This window comes from Luteibacter sp. ME-Dv--P-043b, assembly GCF_030209605.1.
Taxonomy (GTDB): domain Bacteria; phylum Pseudomonadota; class Gammaproteobacteria; order Xanthomonadales; family Rhodanobacteraceae; genus Luteibacter.
In genome coordinates this window covers 129696-146073 of the sequence record NZ_JARVRT010000008.1, presented here as the reverse complement: position 1 = coordinate 146073, position 16378 = coordinate 129696, and the positions used below count along the sequence as shown (strand labels likewise).

Genomic DNA, 16378 nt, shown 5'->3' with positions numbered 1-16378 from the left:
CGGGCCGGTACGCACTCAGAACGTCATGGCCAGTCCCACGCGCAGCGCCAGGCCGGACTCACCGGCACCGCCGACCGCGACGCGTCGATCGATATCCGCGGAGAGGGTGATGTCGCCGCGTAGTTCCGCCGACATGCCGGCGGCAAGGTCGACCTGGCGGCCGCCCCCGCCCGTGGCGAAGCGGATGCCGGAGAGAACGGCCTGTGTACCGGTGTCGCGCGTGGTCGCATAGCCCGCATACACGTGGGCGGACCAAGCCGAGAGCCAGTAGCCGTGCGGTACGAAGGCCAGCGCGGCGCGCGTGCCGGCACGAAGCGTCAGGCGTTCCGGCGCACCCAGGCGGACGACGATGCCGTCGCGGTCCTGCGCGGCGGTGAAGCGCTGGCGCTGCCACAGCAACGACGCCCCCGGGTCCACGGCCAGATACGACGCGGGCGACCATCGCAACGTGCCGGCCAGCGATGCATCGTTGCCGTTCGCACGCAGCCGGGCGAGGGCCTCGCCCCGCGGGTGGCTACGTACCGCCACGCGATGGTGACTGGCCGCGTAGGCCGCATCCACGTGCCAGCCTGCGTCACCGCGCAGCGCATAGGTGAGGGCCAGACCGCGGCTCTCCGAACGCGCCGAGCCGACGCCGTCGACCGCGCGCGGCGCGATGCGTGCACGCCCGACACTGGCGACGATACCGGCACGCGTGTGCGATGCATCGGATTCGATGGCGACGAGGTCGCCCGCCACCTGCATGCCCGTGTCGCTGCGCAGGCTGTCGACGCCGAAGCGGTCGAAGGGCAACGTACTCCGGTAGCGCGTATGACCACCGAAGCCGCGTACGCGCAGCGCGGCATCGTGCGCGGCGGCGAGATCGTCCGGGTGCGCGGCGTCGAGGGATGCACGCGCATGGCCGAACAAGGCTCCCGCCAGCGCCAGGTAGGCAGGCACCTGCGGTGCAAGGGCGGCGCGCGAGGCTGGCAGGGGCGATGCATCGTCCACCGCGTCGACCGGCAACGACCGCCCGAAGAGGCCGAGGGCGCGGCCATGCCGGTTGATCCGCGTGCTCTGCAGACGAAAATCCCAGTAATCGCTGCCGTCACCCGCGACTCGTCGTTGCGAGGCGTCGGCCTCGCCAGGGGCGTACGCGTGCAGGCCATAGCGCCATGGTCCGACGACGACGTAATCGCCGGCCAGCCGAAACGACGCCTCGCTGGCCGCACCGCCCACCTGCGCGACGCTGATGCCACCACCCGCGCCGGGGGCGGTCGCGGCACCCCAGCCACCGGCGGCGACGATCGCGAGCCGCGTGGTGCCGAGGGCATCGCCCTCGACGAGAAGGCGATCGGTGCCCTGGCGTGCCATCGCACCGCCGGCATCCATGCGTGTACGCAAGCGCACCGTTGCCTCGCCGCCGGTGCTGTCGAGGCGGCCGACACGCAGGCTGGCGAAACCGGTGCCCGCTTCGGCGAAGGCCACGGTGGACGCCCCCGCCAGTGTCAGTTGCCCGACATCGGCCTCCCCGGTGACGAACCAGTCGCTGTCATCCAGGCGCAGGCGATCCACACCCGTGGCGCGACCCGTCCAGCGCGACCGCGTGAGCCCGGCATCCAGTTCACCCGCACCCCGGCGCATGTCACCGACCAGTTCGCTGTCCTCCATCCGCAGCAGCAGGGAGGCACGGCCGCTCTCGACATGGCCCACGGCGTGGGAGCCGTCGATCAGGTGCACGCGCAGCGGGTCGACGCCTGCACCCCGGCTGCCGAAGGCACCGCCGGCGCCCTCGATTCGGGTGCCATGGAGCCGGACCTGGCCACCCGTACCCGTAATGGCCCACGCCTGCTCGCCCTGCGCCACAATGCGGCTGCGCATGGCGCTGAAGCGGGACTCCTCGCCGTCCACCACGACGGCACCGACGTTGGCCTGCCGCGTGAGCACGTCGCCATCGTCGATGCCGACGTGCGCGCCCTCACGCACCAGGACGGCCTGCGCACGACCCGGGACCGATCCCGCTCCGGCGTGATCGATCCGCACCTGTCCGTGCACGGCGGCGTCCTGGCCGTGCACCAGTACGGCGGTGCTGTCCGCCCCCGCGACATCGATGCGTGTGCCCCGCCATTCGATGTCGGCACCGCCGACGGCTGCAATGCCAAGGCTGCCCTTGCCGGTGGTGGCGATGCCGATATCGCGAAACACGGCACGCGAGGCGCCCTGGACCTGCACGGCCACCGCGCGATCGCCGAGCATGGTGATCGCGCCGCCCTGCATGTCCGACTCGCTGCCGTCGAAGACGAGTACGCCGTAGGCATAGCCGGCGGGATTACCGCTGGTGCGGTTGCTGACGGCGGCACCCGTGGCGTCGAACGAGGCCCGCGGGGCGACCGTGACGGCACGGCCGGTGGCCACCCCGCTGACCGAGACGGTGTCGTCCGGCCCGAGGGACACGGCCGAACCGCTCTCGACGAGAATGCCGAACGGAAAATCCGCTGCCGCTGCGGACGTGGACAACGTACCGGCCAGGGCGGCGGCCAGCGCGTGGCGCCGGCCGGGGGAGACGATCATGGGCACTTCCTTGCTCGCGATGAGAGGAAGTGAACTTATTCAGTGGACGGACGGCTGTATGTCGGTTGGGCGCGCGGCGCGAGTCAGCGTTAGTCGTCGCCGCGTCGCCACTCGCCGCGCTTGGGCTTACCCGCCGGTTTGGGTGCGGCCTTGCGCTTCAGCCGTGCCTCGAGCGTCGCCGCCTGTTCCTCGCGCTCGTCGTGCAGCTTGAGGAAATTGCGCCAGCGCTGCGGAGAAAGCTCACCGGACGCGAGCGCCGCCTGGATCGCGCAGCCGGGTTCGTTGCCGTGGCCGCAGTCGGCAAAACGGCACTGTGCGGCAAGCGTTTCGATATCGGCGAACAGGTCGAGGTTTTCCTCGCCGGTCAGCTTCAGTTCGCGCATGCCCGGCGTGTCGATCAGGCAGCCGCCACTGGGCAGGCTGAGCAAGGCGCGATGCGTGGTGGTATGGCGACCGCGACTGTCGTGCGAGCGCACCGCATTGGTGGCCATGCGCTGCTCGCCGAGCAACGTGTTGGTGAGGGTGGACTTGCCCGCGCCAGACGAGCCGACCAGCACGGCACTGGAGCCCGGCCCCAGGTAGGACGCCAGCAGGGGAACCGTGGCCGGGTCCTTGGCGTTGATCGCGTGCACGGAGGCGTCGTCCGGCAGGCGGGCGACGAGCGCCGACACCGCCGCGTCGACGTCCACGCCCGTGTCCGCCTTGCTGAGCAGCACCACTGGCCGGGCGCCGGAGCCTTCCACCAGCGTGAGGTAGCGCTCGATGCGCGACGGGTTGAAGTCGCCGTCCAGGCCGGTCAGTACCAGCACGTAGTCGATGTTGGTGGCGATGATCTGCCGTTCGTAGCGCTCGCCGGCGGCGGCCCGCGTGAGCACGGAGCGGCGAGGCAGCACCTCCTCGATCACCGGGTGCGTGGCGCGGTCCAGGAAAACGAAGTCGCCGACGGCCGGTCGCAATGACGGATCCAGGCCACGTTTCAGGAAATGCCCGGCCGGCTGCGCGTTGAACGCGGACGAGCCGTCGTGCATCTCGTAGCCGGCACGATGCTGCGCCACCACGCGGGCGAGGCGGCGCGGGTCGGCGGGTAGCGTGGCCTCGCGCCAGCCGATGCGGCGCAGGGAGGTCAGGTCCGGGGTGTCGGTCATGCCGCGATTATGCCCGCTTATGGCCCGAAGTCCGTCTCGCGGCGTCGTGCCGACGCTGTTAGGATCGGGTGACGACGGCGGGAAACGGCCCGCCGCACGCACCGGAAGTCGTCAGCAGTGTCCTCGATCAAGCCCAGCGCGCACCTGGCGGAAGTGCGCTACGAAATCCGCGGCGCCCTTACCCGGCGCGCTCGCGACATGGAAGCGGCCGGCCAGCCGATCATCAAGCTCAATATCGGCAATCCCGGTCGCTATGGCTTCGTCACGCCGCCGCACCTCAGCGCAGCCATCCGCAACCACCTGGGCGACAGCGAGGCTTATGGCCACGAACAGGGCCTGGAGGAAGCACGCGAGGCCATCGTGGCGCAGCAGCGAGCCCGTGGAGCCGCCGGCGTCGACATGGAGCGCGTCTTCATCGGCAACGGGGTCAGCGAACTGATCGATATTTCCCTGCGCGCCCTGCTACAGCCGGGCGACGAAGTACTCCTGCCCAGCCCGGATTACCCGCTGTGGAGCGCGGCCACCATCCTCAACGATGGCAGCCCGCGCTATTACCGCTGCCTGGCGGAGAACGCGCACCTGCCCGACCCGGAAGAAATCGAGGCACTGATCGGTCCGCGCACGCGCGCCCTTGTCCTGATCAACCCGAACAACCCCACCGGCGCGGTCTATCCCAAGGCCCTGCTCGAGCGCATCGTCGAGGTGGCGCGCCGCCATGGCCTGCTGCTGCTGTGCGACGAGATCTACGACGAGATCCTCTACGACGACACGCCGTTCCAACCGCTGGCCGCCGTCGCGGGCGATCACCCCTGCGTCAGCTTCGGGGGCTTGTCCAAGGTCCATCGCGCCTGCGGCTACCGCGTGGGCTGGATGAGCCTCTCCGGCGACCCGAAGCGCAGCACCGAGTACCGCGACGCCCTGCAACTGCTGGCGGCGCTGCGCCTGTGCGCCAATGTCACCGCGCAGTGGGCCGTGCGCCCCGCGCTGCTGGACAAACCCACCATCGGCGTACTCACCGCGCCGGGCGGCCGCCTGCACCAGGCGCGGCAGGTGGTGCTCGACGGTGTGGCTGCCAGCCCGTTCCTCGATGTGGTGGCCCCCGGCGGCGCCATCTACGCGTTCCCGCATATCCGTGCCGATGCCATCGCGCACTTCGACGACACCGCGTTCGCACTGCGGCTGCTCGAAGAGGAAAGCGTACTGGTCGTGCCGGGCACCAGTTTCAACCTGTCCGCCAGCCGGCATCTCCGTCTCACCCTGTTGCCCGAGCCGGCGCAGTTGCAGGAAGTGTTCGTGCGTATCGATCGGGTGCTGCAGCGCATGGCCCGTGAGTCCGTGCCCGCGGCCACCTCCAGCGCCGTCGCCTGAACCATGGGCGAGGCGAGCTTTCTCGCACTGGGTGATTCGTACACCATCGGCGAGGGCGTGGCGGACGCCGGGCGCTGGCCGATGCAACTGGCCGCGTGCCTGCGCGAACTCGGCATCGCCGTGGGCACGCCGCAGGTCATCGCTACCACTGGCTGGACGACCGACGAGTTGTCCGCCGCAATGGACACCACCGTCCTGTGCGATGCCTACGACATGGTCACGCTGCTGATCGGCGTGAACGACCAGTACCGCGGTCGCGGCGTGGATGCCTACCGCCAGCCCTTCGTCCACCTGCTCGAACGCGCCGTCGCGCTGGCCGGCGATGCCCGGCGCGTGGTGGTGGTGTCGATCCCCGACTGGGGTGTCACGCGCTTTGCCGAGGGCCGCGACCGTGCGGCCATCGGGCACGAGATCGACGCGTTCAATGCCATCGCGCGTGACGAAGCCGCGCGCGTCCATGCACGGTGGGTGGATATCACGCCCGTATCGCGGCAGGCCGGCGAACAGCCCGGCATGCTGGTCGACGACGGCCTGCATCCCTCGGCAACCCAATACGCCCGGTGGGTGGCATGCATCCTGCCCGTCGCCGTCGCCGCCCTTAGCGAATGGATGACCGCGACGGATTGACGGCGGCCGCACCCGGCGATCCACGCGCAACAGGTTTGCAACACCATCGCCATGCGGCGGTTACGCCGCAGGCCGAGACTGGGCAACCGGGACCCTCCCGGAAACCGTTCTCATGGCCAGACTCATCTGCCGCGCCGCCTTCATCTCCGACGTGCATCTGGGCACGCCCGACTGCAAGGCCGGCTATCTGCTGGATTTCCTGAAAAGCCTCGACTGCCGGCAGCTCTACCTCGTCGGCGACATCGTCGACCTGGAAGCGCTGGCCCGTCGCCAGTGGTGGCACCCCGAGCACAGCGCGGTGATCGCCGAGCTGGTGGGCATGGCTGCGCGCGGTGTGGAGGTCATCTACCTGCCCGGCAACCATGACTACCAGATGCGCGGCCTGGCCGGATCCACCATCGCCGGTATCCGCGTCGAGCTGGATGCCGTGCACGAGGGGGCCGACGGTCGTCGCTACCGGGTCAGCCACGGTGACGAATACGATCCCGAACATATCGGTCGCGCGTGGATCACCTGGCTGGGCGACACGCTGCACCGCTTCATCTGCTGGGCCAATCGCCGGGTGCACGCGGTGCGCAAGCGGCTCGAACTGCCGTACCTGCCGCTGTCGATCATCCTGAAATCGCACGTCGGGGCCGCCCTGGCCTACATCCGCGATTACGAGCAGCGCGTCGCCAGCGATGCGCGCGAGCGCGGTTTCGACGGCCATATCTGCGGGCATATCCACTTCGGGCACATCCGCAGCGTGGAAGGCGTGCTCTACATGAACGACGGCGACTGGGTGGAGCACTGCACGGCGCTGGTCGAGGACATGGGCGGCGCCATGGAGCTGATCCACTGGACCGAGCAGTGCACGCCCCTGGGGCGGGCCAGCCGGGAGACCGTGCTGCCCTCGGCAGAGGCCGTGCTCGGCTTCGCGCCATTGGCCGATTGCCGCGCCAACCTGGTCGAACTCCATGCCGGAACCTCCCTGGCCGGTTGAAAGCGAGCGGCGCGGGGCCCATCTGCGAGGGATGCCGGTAAACTGGCTCCCTCTCCTATCCGCGGTGACCCCATGGCCCTCGAAACACCCACACGCGAGCGCATCGAATCCCTCCTGGCCCAGCACGAGGTCGTGCTGTTCATGAAGGGGACGCGCCAGCAGCCGATGTGCGGTTTTTCCGCCGCGGCCACGAACACGCTCAACGACATCATCCCGGCCTACCACACCGTCAACGTGCTGGAAGACCCGGAGATCCGCGAGGGCATCAAGGAATACGGCCAGTGGCCGACCATTCCGCAGCTGTACGTGAAGGGCGAGCTGGTCGGCGGGTCCGACATCATCCGCCAGATGTACACCAGCGGCGAGCTCTACACGCTGTTCGGCGCCAGCCCGCCGGATCGCACGCCGCCCGAGATCGCCATCACCGACAAGGCCGCCGAGGCCATCCGTGGCGGCATGGCCACGGCCCAGGGCATGGCCTTGCACCTGGAGATCGGCCCGGACCACAGCGCCGGCTTCCAGCTGGCGCCGGCCGGCGATTTCGACATCGTGGTGGTGGCCAACGGCATCGAGGTGCACTTCGATCCGGGCAGCGCCGCGCGCGCCAAGGGCATCACCATCGACTGGGTGAGCACCGTGCAGGGCGAAGGCCTCAGCCTGAAGTTCCCCGGCGCCGTCGACATCGCCTCGATCAGCGTGCACCAGTTGAAGGACAAGCTTGCCGCCGGTGGCCTGACGCTGGTCGACGTGCGTCCGGCGCACGGCCGTGCCGCGGCAGCCCCGCTGCCGGGCGCGCGCATTCTCGAGGACGAGGGCTACGAGGCGCTTGCCGCGCTGCCGAAGAACACGCCGATCGCCTTCATCTGCCACCACGGCATCTCCAGCCAGGCCGCGGCCGAGCGCCTGGCCGCCCATGGCTTCACGAACCTGTTCAACGTGGAAGGCGGCATGGATGCCTGGGCACGTGAGGTGGACCCGACGGTGCCGCGTTACTGAGTCCGGCTGTTTCGCGAAGAAGAGAGGCGCCCACCGGAGGGCGCCTTTTTTTTGCGTGCTTCACGCATGGCCGGGGCCTGTGCCGAAGCCAGAGCCAGAGCCCGTCGCTCGTAGGGCGCGGGGAGGAGGCGCTGGGTGGTCATCCTCTGAGCGAGTTCGGCCGCTTGCGGCCGCTGCCCGAGCGCAGAGGGTGACCACCCGACGCCTCCTCCCCGCAGAGAAGCCGCGTGCCGATACCGACGCTTCACGACTGCGACCAACGCCGCAATCGTTCATTAATAAACTCACTGGTATAGTTAATACGCTACACAACCCCTGTTTCCTGGAAGCTTTGTGACCGCCCTCATTCCCCACCCGTCGCACACCCTTCAGCGTCACGATCAATCGCCCCAGTTCCGCGAGGGCCGCTTCACCAATCCCCGGCCACGTCCGTCTATGGGCCTGTGGGAAGGGCTGAAGCTCATGTCGCTGTTCCTGCGCGGCAAGCCTGCGGGCACCGTGCCGGACCGGCCGATACCGGTGCACGCGATCGACCGCGCGATGCTGGACGCCGCGCCCGACCGCAGCCTGTATCGCCTGGGCCACTCCACCATGCTGATGAAGCTGCGTGGACGGTTCTGGCTCACCGACCCGGTGTTTTCCGAGCGGGCGTCGCCGGTCATGTGGGCCGGGCCGGCACGCTTCCACGCACCGCCGATCGGTATCGACGACCTGCCGCCTATCGCCGGCGTGATCCTCTCGCACAACCACTACGACCACCTGGACCGGGCCGCGGTGTTGAAGCTGGCCGGCAAGACCGCCCGCTTCATCGCACCTCTGGGCGTGGGCGATCAGCTGGTCAACTGGGGCATCGACGCGTCGAAGGTCGAGCAACTGGACTGGTGGCAGTCCACCGAGGTGGAGGGCCTGCGCCTGACCGCCACGCCCGCGCAGCACTTCTCCGGACGCGGGTTGCGCGACAGCGATCGCAGCCTGTGGGTGTCCTGGGTGATCCAGGATGACGACCTGCGCGTGTTCTTCAGCGGCGACAGTGGCTATTTCAAAGGCTTCAAGGCGATCGGCGATGCCTATGGCCCGTTCGATCTCACGCTGATGGAAACCGGTGCGTACGACAAACGATGGGCCTTCGTGCACATGCAGCCGGAAGAAACGCTGCAGGCGCACCTGGACCTCCGCGGCCGCTGGCTGCTGCCGATCCACAACGGCACGTTCGACCTGGCCCTGCACCCCTGGGAAGAACCCTTCGAGCGCATCGTCGCCCTGGCGGCCGCCGCGCAGGTGCCGCTCACGACGCCGATGATGGGCGAACGCGTGGACATGCGCTCACCCAACGTCATGACCCCGTGGTGGCGCGCGTAGGCGATAGCGATCGCGCCAGCGCAGGCACGGGCGTTCCACCATGTCGTGCAACAGCGCACCGCCGAGCAACGTGGCGGCGGCAAAGATCACGAAACGCAGCAGGGGATGCTCGGCCAGGCTGTCGCCCAGCAAACCCTGGGTAAGGTGGGCCATGCCCTTGTGGCTCAGGTAGAGACTGTATGACACCGCCGCCAGCCAGCGTGCGCCGGGCAGGCGCAGGCGCGCCAGGAACGTCGGCCCGCTGAAGGCGACGACAAAGCCGGCCATGGTCAGCGCAAGCAACGGGAACCCGACCACGCACGGCCAGAACTGCATGCGCGCCTCGTCGAACAGGCCAAGGCATACGCACAGCAGCACGAACGACAACACGAGAACCCGGCCCGCGCGCCGGTGCAGCCACGCCATCCAGGCGGGGCGATGCACGGCACAGGCGGCCAGCGCCACGCCCGCCACCAGGCCATCCAGCCGCGACCACGTCGGGTAGTAGAGGTTGTGCAGGTAAACCAGCCCGGGCCGGGTATCCGTGTCCAGCGCCGGCCCCATGCGATCCGACCACAGCCACGCGCGCAGCAGTATCCCGCCCAGCACGAGCGCCACGCCGACGATCGCACCGGTGCGCAGGGACGGCCGCCGCGTCAGCAGCCAGGCCAGCCAGGGAAAGACGAGGTAGAAGTGCTCTTCCACGCATAGCGACCACACATGCGAGAAGGCGTAGTTGTCGGGATTGTCGAACAGCAGGTTGAAGGTGAAGGTGAGGAACTGCCATAGCGGCTGCATGCCAGAGGTCTCCCGCCACGCGGGCACGCAGGCGTACAGCGCCAGCACCACGAGGAACGCCGGCAGGATGCGCACGGCACGACGCAGGTAGAAGTCGCGGGCATCCAGCGTGCCCGTGGTCTTCAGCGCCGACAGTACCTGCGTGCCGATCAGGTAACCACTGAGGACGAAGAACAGGTCGACGCCCATCCAGCCCGAGGCCTCGAGTTTGCCGAAGCCGTCACCCAGGCCACCGACAAGATAACTGTGGAACAGCATCACCCACACGATGGCGATCGCGCGCAGTGTGTCGAGGCCGGGTGTGCGGTGCATGCTGGTGGTCCCCCTGGATACCGGGACTGTGCCGGAGCGAGCGGGCCGATGCACGACCGGGATATGGCAATTCGCGGGCGAGGAGACGGTCCGATGTCTCGAACGACGACTCCGCCGCCACCTTGCGGGTAGCGGCGGAGCACGTGACGCTTGCGGGGGTCAGCGGATCAGAGACAACCGACCAGGCCGTCGTACACGGAGTATCGCGAACCCGGCAGCTTCGCGTTGAGCGGGTCGTCGCCCTTCATCGCTTCGTAGAAGGCTTCCACCGGGGTGTCCTTCGCCAGCAGCAGCTTGCACTTGTACAACTTGCCACCGGTCTGCACGGCGCCGGACTTCGTGTTGACGGCGGCGCGGGTGCCGGCGAAGGTCCACAGGCACTGCTTGATGCTGCTCTTCGTGGTGTCGACCGAACAGGTGAGTTGCGTGGGCCGCAGGTTGCGGTATTCGCCTTCGCAGAAGGTATCGCCGCAGATCTTGTCGAAGCCGGCGTTGAGCGCGGCCTCGGCACCAGCGAAACGGTCGAGGCCGGCTTCGGCGGTCGGCCAGTTGGCGATGTCGACGTAGCGGTCGGCGGCGGGCGGGGTCTGCGCGAACGCCGCCAGCGGCAGGACCAGCAGGGCGGCGACGGAGGTGATTCGAAGCATCGTGGTGACTCCTTGGTTGGGGAGGTCACATGACACCGGTTTCGCCGCGGCGGGTCTGTCCCGTCGCGCCCATGCTGCAACGTAGCCGCCGGGTGCCGTCCGCTGTGGGAGCCCTCTCCCAGGCAGCGGACGGCCATGCCAACTACAGCCAGTGGCCGTAGCGGCGGATGTAGATCGTCTTCACCACCTGGGTCAACACGCAGTAGCACGCCAGCGTCAGCGCCAGCCAGGCGAAGTAGATGCCGGGCAGCGGCTGCATGCCGATGCGCGAACCGATGGCCGAGTACGGCACCAGCATGCCCACCACCATGATCAGGCCCGTCAGGGCCAGCACCGGCGCCGAGGCCACGCTCTGCAGGAACGGGATGCGCCGCGTACGGATCATGTGCACCACCAGCGTCTGCGACAGCAGGCCCTCGATGAACCAGCCCGACTGGAACAGCGACTGGTGCGCCACGTCATTCGCGCCGAAGTAGTGCCACATCAGCCAGAACGTGGTGATGTCGAACACGGAACTGACCGGGCCGATACAGACCATGAAGCGCCCGATGTCGCCGGCGTCCCACTTGCGCGGCTGGCGCAGGTATTCCTCGTCCATGCGATCGAACGGGATGGACAACTGCGACAGGTCGTACAGCAGGTTCTGCACCAGGATCTGCAACGGCAGCATGGGCAGGAACGGCAGGAACGCACTGGCCACCAGCACGCTGAACACGTTGCCGAAGTTGGAGCTGGCGGTCATCTTGATGTACTTCATGATGTTGCCGAAGGTGACGCGCCCTTCGAGCACGCCCTCTTCCAGCACCATCAGGTTCTTCTCGAGCAGGATGATGTCGGCCGACTCCTTGGCGATATCCGTGGCCGTGTCCACCGAGATACCCACGTCGGCATCGCGCAGCGCCGGCGCATCGTTGATGCCGTCGCCGAGGAAGCCCACGGTGTGACCGCGCCGCTGCAATGCCTTGACCACGCGGGCCTTCTGCACCGGCGACATCTTCGCGAACACCGTGGTGCGCTCGACCATCGCGTCGAGCGTGGCATCGTCCATCTGCTCGATGTCGCGACCGAGCACGGATTCCTGCACGTCCAGGCCGACCTCGGTGCAGATCTTGCGCGTGACCGCCTCGTTGTCACCGGTGATGACCTTCACCGCGACGCCGTGGTGGTTGAGCGCGCGGATGGCGGTGGCGGCGGAATCCTTCGGCGGATCGAGGAAGGCCAGGCAGCCCACGGCGGTCAGGCCGGTTTCATCGGCCACGCCGTACGCGCGATCCCCCGTCGGGTCGCGACGCATCGCCACGATCAGCACGCGCAGGCCGTCCTCGTTGAGACGGCCGGTCATCGCACGGATTTCGGCGCGCTTCTCCGGCGTGAGGGGCTCCACCACGTCGCCGATGCGCGCCTCGGTGCAGATCGTCAGCATCTCTTCCACGGCGCCCTTGCAGACCAGCAGCTGCTCGCCCTGGCCGTCCGCCACCACCACCGACATGCGGCGACGCTGGAAGTCGAAGGGAATCTCGTCGACGACGTGGAAGCGCCGCGCGACCGCCTCCATGTCGCGATGGGCCAGCACCGCCTTGTCCATCAGGTTGCGCAGGCCGGTCTGGAAACGGCTGTTGAGATAGCCGTATTCCAGGGCATCGTCGGAATCGTCGCCGTTGAGGTCCACATGGCGTTCGAGCACGATCTTGTCCAGCGTCAGCGTGCCGGTCTTGTCGGTGCACAGCACGTCCATGGCGCCGAAGTTCTGGATCGCGTTCAACCGCTTCACCACCACCTTGCGCTTCGACATGGCGATGGCGCCCTTGCCGAGGTTGGCGGTGACGATCAGTGGGAGCATCTCCGGCGTGAGGCCCACGGCCACCGACAGGCCGAACATGAAGGCGCCCAGCCAGTCGTGCTTGTCGAAGCCGTTGATCAGGAACACCACCGGCACCATCACCGCCATGAAGCGGATCAGCAGCCAGCTCACCGAGGAGATGCCACGGTCGAAGCTGGTCTGCACGCGCTCGCCCGAGAGCGTATGCGCCAGCGAGCCGAGGTAGGTGCGTGCGCCGGTGGTCATCACCACGGCCGTGGCGGTGCCCGACACGACGTTGGTGCCCATGTAGCAGATGGTGGGCAGGTCGAGCGGGCCGTTGGCATCGCCCAGGGTCAGCGTGCCGTTGGGCGCCATCTTCTCTACCGGGAGGGATTCGCCGGTGAGGATCGCCTGGCTGATGAACAGGTCCTTGGTGGCGAGCAGGCGCAGGTCCGCGGGCACCATGTCGCCGGCGCCCAGGTGCACGATGTCGCCGACCACCAGCTCTTCCACCGGCACCTCGATGCGCTCGGCGTGGCCGTCCTCGGCACGGCGGGTCACCGTGGACGTGTTGCGGACCATCGCCTTGAGACGACCGGCCGCCTGCGACGAACGGAACTCTTGGGTGAACGACAGCAGCACACTGATGCCGACCATCACGCCGATGATGATCGGCCCGGTGAAGTCGTCGTCGGTGAACAGCTGCACCACCGCCAACACCAGCAGCACGATGATGAACGGGTTGCGGAAGGCATGCAGCAGCTGCACGGACCAGTGCGGCGGCTTCTCGTGCCCCACCTCGTTGATGCCGTCGCGATCGAGCCGCTCCGCGATGGCCTCCTCGTCCAGGCCGTCCGCCCGTGTATCGAGGGCATGCAGCAGTTCGTCGGCCGGACGGAACGCGTCCGCGGCCACCTGCTGGAAGGTCTTGGCGGCAACGGCCGCCTGGGAGGTCTGTTTCTTCATGGCTCGCTGCCTTTCCGGACGTGACGTCCGGTAGGGCGCGGGCGGCCCTCAGCTGTCAGCTGAAAGCGTGCGCGCCGGCGCGGAGCCGACGTTCGGTGTTCCGGGTGGACGTAACGGACGGCGGATGCCGCGCCGTAGTGTCTATGTCGCTGTTCATCGTTACGGGAGTTTGACGACGGCCGGTTTCCCCTGGCTTTCCTGCGCATCCAGCGGACGGGGAACGGTGATGATGCGCTTGGCGGGAGCGGTGGAAACGGCGCGGCGACGGGCGATGGCAAACGCCAGACGGCGGCCGAACATGCGGGGACCGGTCTTTTCGAGCTGCAGATTCATGGCTCAATCCTCGGGTAGCGGAAGCGCACGGCTTCCGGGCCGGGAGAGCCGGACTTTCCCTAGCGGAGGAAAGCGCCGGCCGACCGGGAACGGTCGCCGTAGGCGTTGATGTTTGCCAGCGCCGGGACCCGATGCGTGCGGGAGCCGGCGCGTCGACTAGGGTAGACGTCCATATGCCTGGGTAAGCTAAGAAGGGTGCCAGCCGGACCGGAAGCGGTTCGGTAGCGCGCGGATTGTCGCGCCGCAGCGAGGATCGGTCAAGGGGAAAGCGACGATCCGTCGGCAATGCCGGCTTCGTATTCGCGAGCCTCGCCCAGCAGCCATTCGCGGACGCGACCCACGCCGGCGTGGGTCTCCGAGCGCTTGGGGTAAACCAAGTAATACGCCTCGGCCACCCGCAGGCGTTCCTGGCACAACACGGTAAGCGCTCCGCACTCGATCAGGGAGCGCGCCATGACCAGTCGCCCAAGGGCCACGCCCATGCCTTCGAGCACGGCGCGTTGCAGGTGCTCGGTGTTGTCGAAGCGGGCCACGTAGCGTGAGGGCAAGGGCATGCCGAAGGCCTCGGCCCAGTCGTTCCAGCGGCCGGACGGATCGCCCAGCAGGGGCCAGCCGGCCAGCGAGGTGTCGGGCAGGCCGCCCATCTTGCGTACCAGCGAGGGACTGGCGATGGGCACGATGTATTCGCCGAACAACCGGTCGGCCTTCGTGCGCGGCCACGACCCGAGGCCGTAGCGGAAGGCGACGTCGATGGTCGGCTCGCGATCGAAGTCGACCAGCGAGGCGGACGATGAGAGGCTGAGTTCCAGTTCCGGGTGGGCACCGACCAGCCTGGGCAGTCGCGGCACCAGCCAGCTGGATGCCACCGAGGGAAGGACGCTCAGCGTGACGGTGTCGTGGTGCCGGCAGGCATAGCGGTTCAGGGCGTGCTCGATGCCCTCGAAATGGTGCCCGATCGCATCGAGCAGGTGGGTACCTTCCGCCGTGAGTGTCACGCCACGCGGCCCCCGATCGAATAGCGACCGACCGAGGCGCTCCTCCAGGTTGCGCACCTGGTGGCTGAGCGCGCTCACGGTCAGGTTGAGCTGTTCCGCAGCGCGCGAGAGCTTGCCCGTGCGGGCGACCAGGACAAACCCCTGAAGCTGACCGAGCGGTAGGCGGGACATGTGAATTCACCTCAAGGCGGGCTTGCAAACATATCGCTTTTTAAGCCTTGGCGGAACATACACCCTTTAGCTCACCGACAGTCGCAAGGCTTTGCGACACGCGTTCACAGGAGCACCGCCATGGCATCGATCCTCACCGGCCTCGCCTTCATGCACGGCCATATCGTCGACCGTGAGCTCGTCCTGCGCCTGGGCCGCGACGATTCGCAACGCTATCGCGGTGCCGCGATGCCTGCGCCTGCCCCACCCATCCGCCGGGGCAAGGCCGTCCCTTCGCCGGGCCGCACCGTGAGCCCGTCGGACCCCGCCTGCACCACCTGCTGACCCACACGCCGTCTGGACCTGGCATCGGCCATCCTGCGTCTTTCGCCCTCATCGGAGACACGCATGATGCATCGTCGACTGGGACGCTCGTCCCTGCAGGTCGCACCGCTGGCGTTCGGCGGCAACGTGTTCGGCTGGAGCGCGGACGAATCCCGCTCGTTCGCGTTGCTGGATGCCTTCGTCGATCACGGCCTCAACCTGATCGACACGGCCGACGTCTATTCGCGCTGGGTGGAAGGTAACGAGGGCGGCGAGTCCGAGGCCATCATCGGGCGCTGGCTGAAACAGTCCGGCAAGCGCGACCGGGTGCTGATCGCTACCAAGGTGGCCAAGTGGGATCGGTACCCGGGCCTGTCGCCGACGAACATCAGGGAGGCCGTGGAGGATTCCCTCCGTCGCCTGCAGACCGACCATATCGACCTCTACCAGGCCCACGAGGACGATCCCAAGGTGCCGCTGGAAGAGACCCTGCGCGCGTTCGACGACCTGGTGCAGGCGGGCAAGGTGCGCGTCATTGGCGCATCCAATTTCGAGGCCACGCGGCTGGACGACGCACTGAAGACCAGCCGGTCCGCCGGCCTCGCGCGTTACGAGTCGCTGCAACCGGAATACAACCTGATGGATCGCGCGGGCTTCGAGAAGGAGCTGCAGCCGCTGTGCGTGAGGGAGGACGTGGGCGTGATCAGTTACTACTCGCTGGCCAGCGGCTTCCTCAGCGGCAAGTACCGCAGCGAAGCCGACCTGGCCAAGAGCAAGGCGCGCGGCGGCAAGGTCAAGGCGTATCTCACCGACCGCGGCTACCGTGTGCTGGCGGCGCTGGACCAGACGGCGGAGGCACACGGCGCCACGCCGGCCCAGGTGGCCCTGGCCTGGGTGATGGCGCAGCCGGCCATCGCCGCGGCCATCGCCAGCGCCACCACGGTCGAACAGTTGGGCGATCTGGCCAGAGCAGCGACCCTACAGCTGACGACGGACGACCTGAGCCGACTGGATAGCGCCAGCGGCGAGTGACGCCCGCCGCGGCT

The 16378-nt window shown here is 68.2% G+C and carries 14 protein-coding genes; 7 read left to right on the top strand and 7 right to left on the bottom strand.

The window, feature by feature from the left end:
• Nucleotides 1-15 precede the first annotated feature (15 nt).
• Together QRN34_RS05575 and rsgA are read right to left on the bottom strand one after the other, a co-directional pair.
• The gene (locus QRN34_RS05575) at nucleotides 16-2550 is read right to left on the bottom strand and encodes an autotransporter outer membrane beta-barrel domain-containing protein (RefSeq protein ID WP_285402752.1); all 2535 of its coding nucleotides are present in this window, start codon (nucleotides 2548-2550) and stop codon (nucleotides 16-18) included.
• An 89-nt stretch (nucleotides 2551-2639) separates the two neighbouring features.
• Nucleotides 2640-3695 (bottom strand): ribosome small subunit-dependent GTPase A, encoded by a 1056-nt coding sequence (gene rsgA / locus QRN34_RS05570; RefSeq protein ID WP_285402750.1) that lies wholly within the window; start codon nucleotides 3693-3695, stop codon nucleotides 2640-2642.
• Between the two features lie 117 nt (nucleotides 3696-3812).
• Between rsgA and QRN34_RS05565 the strand changes: the two genes are divergently transcribed.
• From QRN34_RS05565 to QRN34_RS05545, 5 genes are all read left to right on the top strand, one after another.
• On the top strand, nucleotides 3813-5063 hold the full coding sequence (locus tag QRN34_RS05565) for an aminotransferase class I/II-fold pyridoxal phosphate-dependent enzyme (protein ID WP_285402749.1): 1251 nt from the start codon (nucleotides 3813-3815) through the stop codon (nucleotides 5061-5063).
• Between the two features lie 3 nt (nucleotides 5064-5066).
• A complete protein-coding gene (locus QRN34_RS05560) occupies nucleotides 5067-5690 on the top strand; it encodes an SGNH/GDSL hydrolase family protein (RefSeq protein WP_285402748.1) in 624 nt (207 codons plus the stop codon).
• A 112-nt stretch (nucleotides 5691-5802) separates the two neighbouring features.
• Nucleotides 5803-6672, top strand: coding sequence for a UDP-2,3-diacylglucosamine diphosphatase (locus QRN34_RS05555; RefSeq protein WP_285402746.1), 870 nt, complete (start codon nucleotides 5803-5805; stop codon nucleotides 6670-6672).
• A gap of 72 nt (nucleotides 6673-6744) precedes the next feature.
• Nucleotides 6745-7668, top strand: coding sequence for a Grx4 family monothiol glutaredoxin (grxD, locus tag QRN34_RS05550; RefSeq protein WP_285402744.1), 924 nt, complete (start codon nucleotides 6745-6747; stop codon nucleotides 7666-7668).
• A 333-nt stretch (nucleotides 7669-8001) separates the two neighbouring features.
• Nucleotides 8002-9027, top strand: a complete 1026-nt coding sequence (locus QRN34_RS05545) for an MBL fold metallo-hydrolase (protein ID WP_285402742.1) — start codon at nucleotides 8002-8004, stop codon at nucleotides 9025-9027.
• On the opposite strand, the gene QRN34_RS05540 is transcribed toward QRN34_RS05545, so the two are convergent.
• The 5 genes from QRN34_RS05540 to QRN34_RS05520 form a co-directional block, all read right to left on the bottom strand.
• Nucleotides 8992-10116 carry an acyltransferase gene (locus QRN34_RS05540; protein ID WP_285402741.1) on the bottom strand — a complete coding sequence of 375 codons (1125 nt, stop codon included), beginning with the start codon at nucleotides 10114-10116 and terminating at the stop codon, nucleotides 8992-8994. The two genes, QRN34_RS05545 and QRN34_RS05540, sit on opposite strands and share 36 nt — an antisense overlap.
• 167 nt (nucleotides 10117-10283) lie before the next feature.
• On the bottom strand, nucleotides 10284-10763 hold the full coding sequence (locus QRN34_RS05535) for a hypothetical protein (protein ID WP_285402739.1): 480 nt from the start codon (nucleotides 10761-10763) through the stop codon (nucleotides 10284-10286).
• Between the two features lie 142 nt (nucleotides 10764-10905).
• Entirely contained in the window at nucleotides 10906-13530 is a 2625-nt protein-coding gene (gene mgtA / locus QRN34_RS05530; protein WP_036139234.1) for a magnesium-translocating P-type ATPase, read from the bottom strand.
• A 159-nt stretch (nucleotides 13531-13689) separates the two neighbouring features.
• Nucleotides 13690-13863 (bottom strand): hypothetical protein, encoded by a 174-nt coding sequence (locus QRN34_RS05525; RefSeq protein WP_285402736.1) that lies wholly within the window; start codon nucleotides 13861-13863, stop codon nucleotides 13690-13692.
• A 257-nt stretch (nucleotides 13864-14120) separates the two neighbouring features.
• The gene (locus tag QRN34_RS05520; RefSeq protein WP_036139231.1) at nucleotides 14121-15029 is read right to left on the bottom strand and encodes a LysR substrate-binding domain-containing protein; all 909 of its coding nucleotides are present in this window, start codon (nucleotides 15027-15029) and stop codon (nucleotides 14121-14123) included.
• Nucleotides 15030-15149: 120 nt separating this feature from the next.
• Here QRN34_RS05520 and QRN34_RS05515 point away from each other — a divergent pair, with 120 nt between their 5' ends.
• Entirely contained in the window at nucleotides 15150-15353 is a 204-nt protein-coding gene (locus QRN34_RS05515; protein ID WP_285402733.1) for a hypothetical protein, read from the top strand.
• A 63-nt stretch (nucleotides 15354-15416) separates the two neighbouring features.
• A complete protein-coding gene (locus QRN34_RS05510; RefSeq protein ID WP_285402731.1) occupies nucleotides 15417-16364 on the top strand; it encodes an aldo/keto reductase in 948 nt (315 codons plus the stop codon).
• Nucleotides 16365-16378 lie beyond the last annotated feature (14 nt).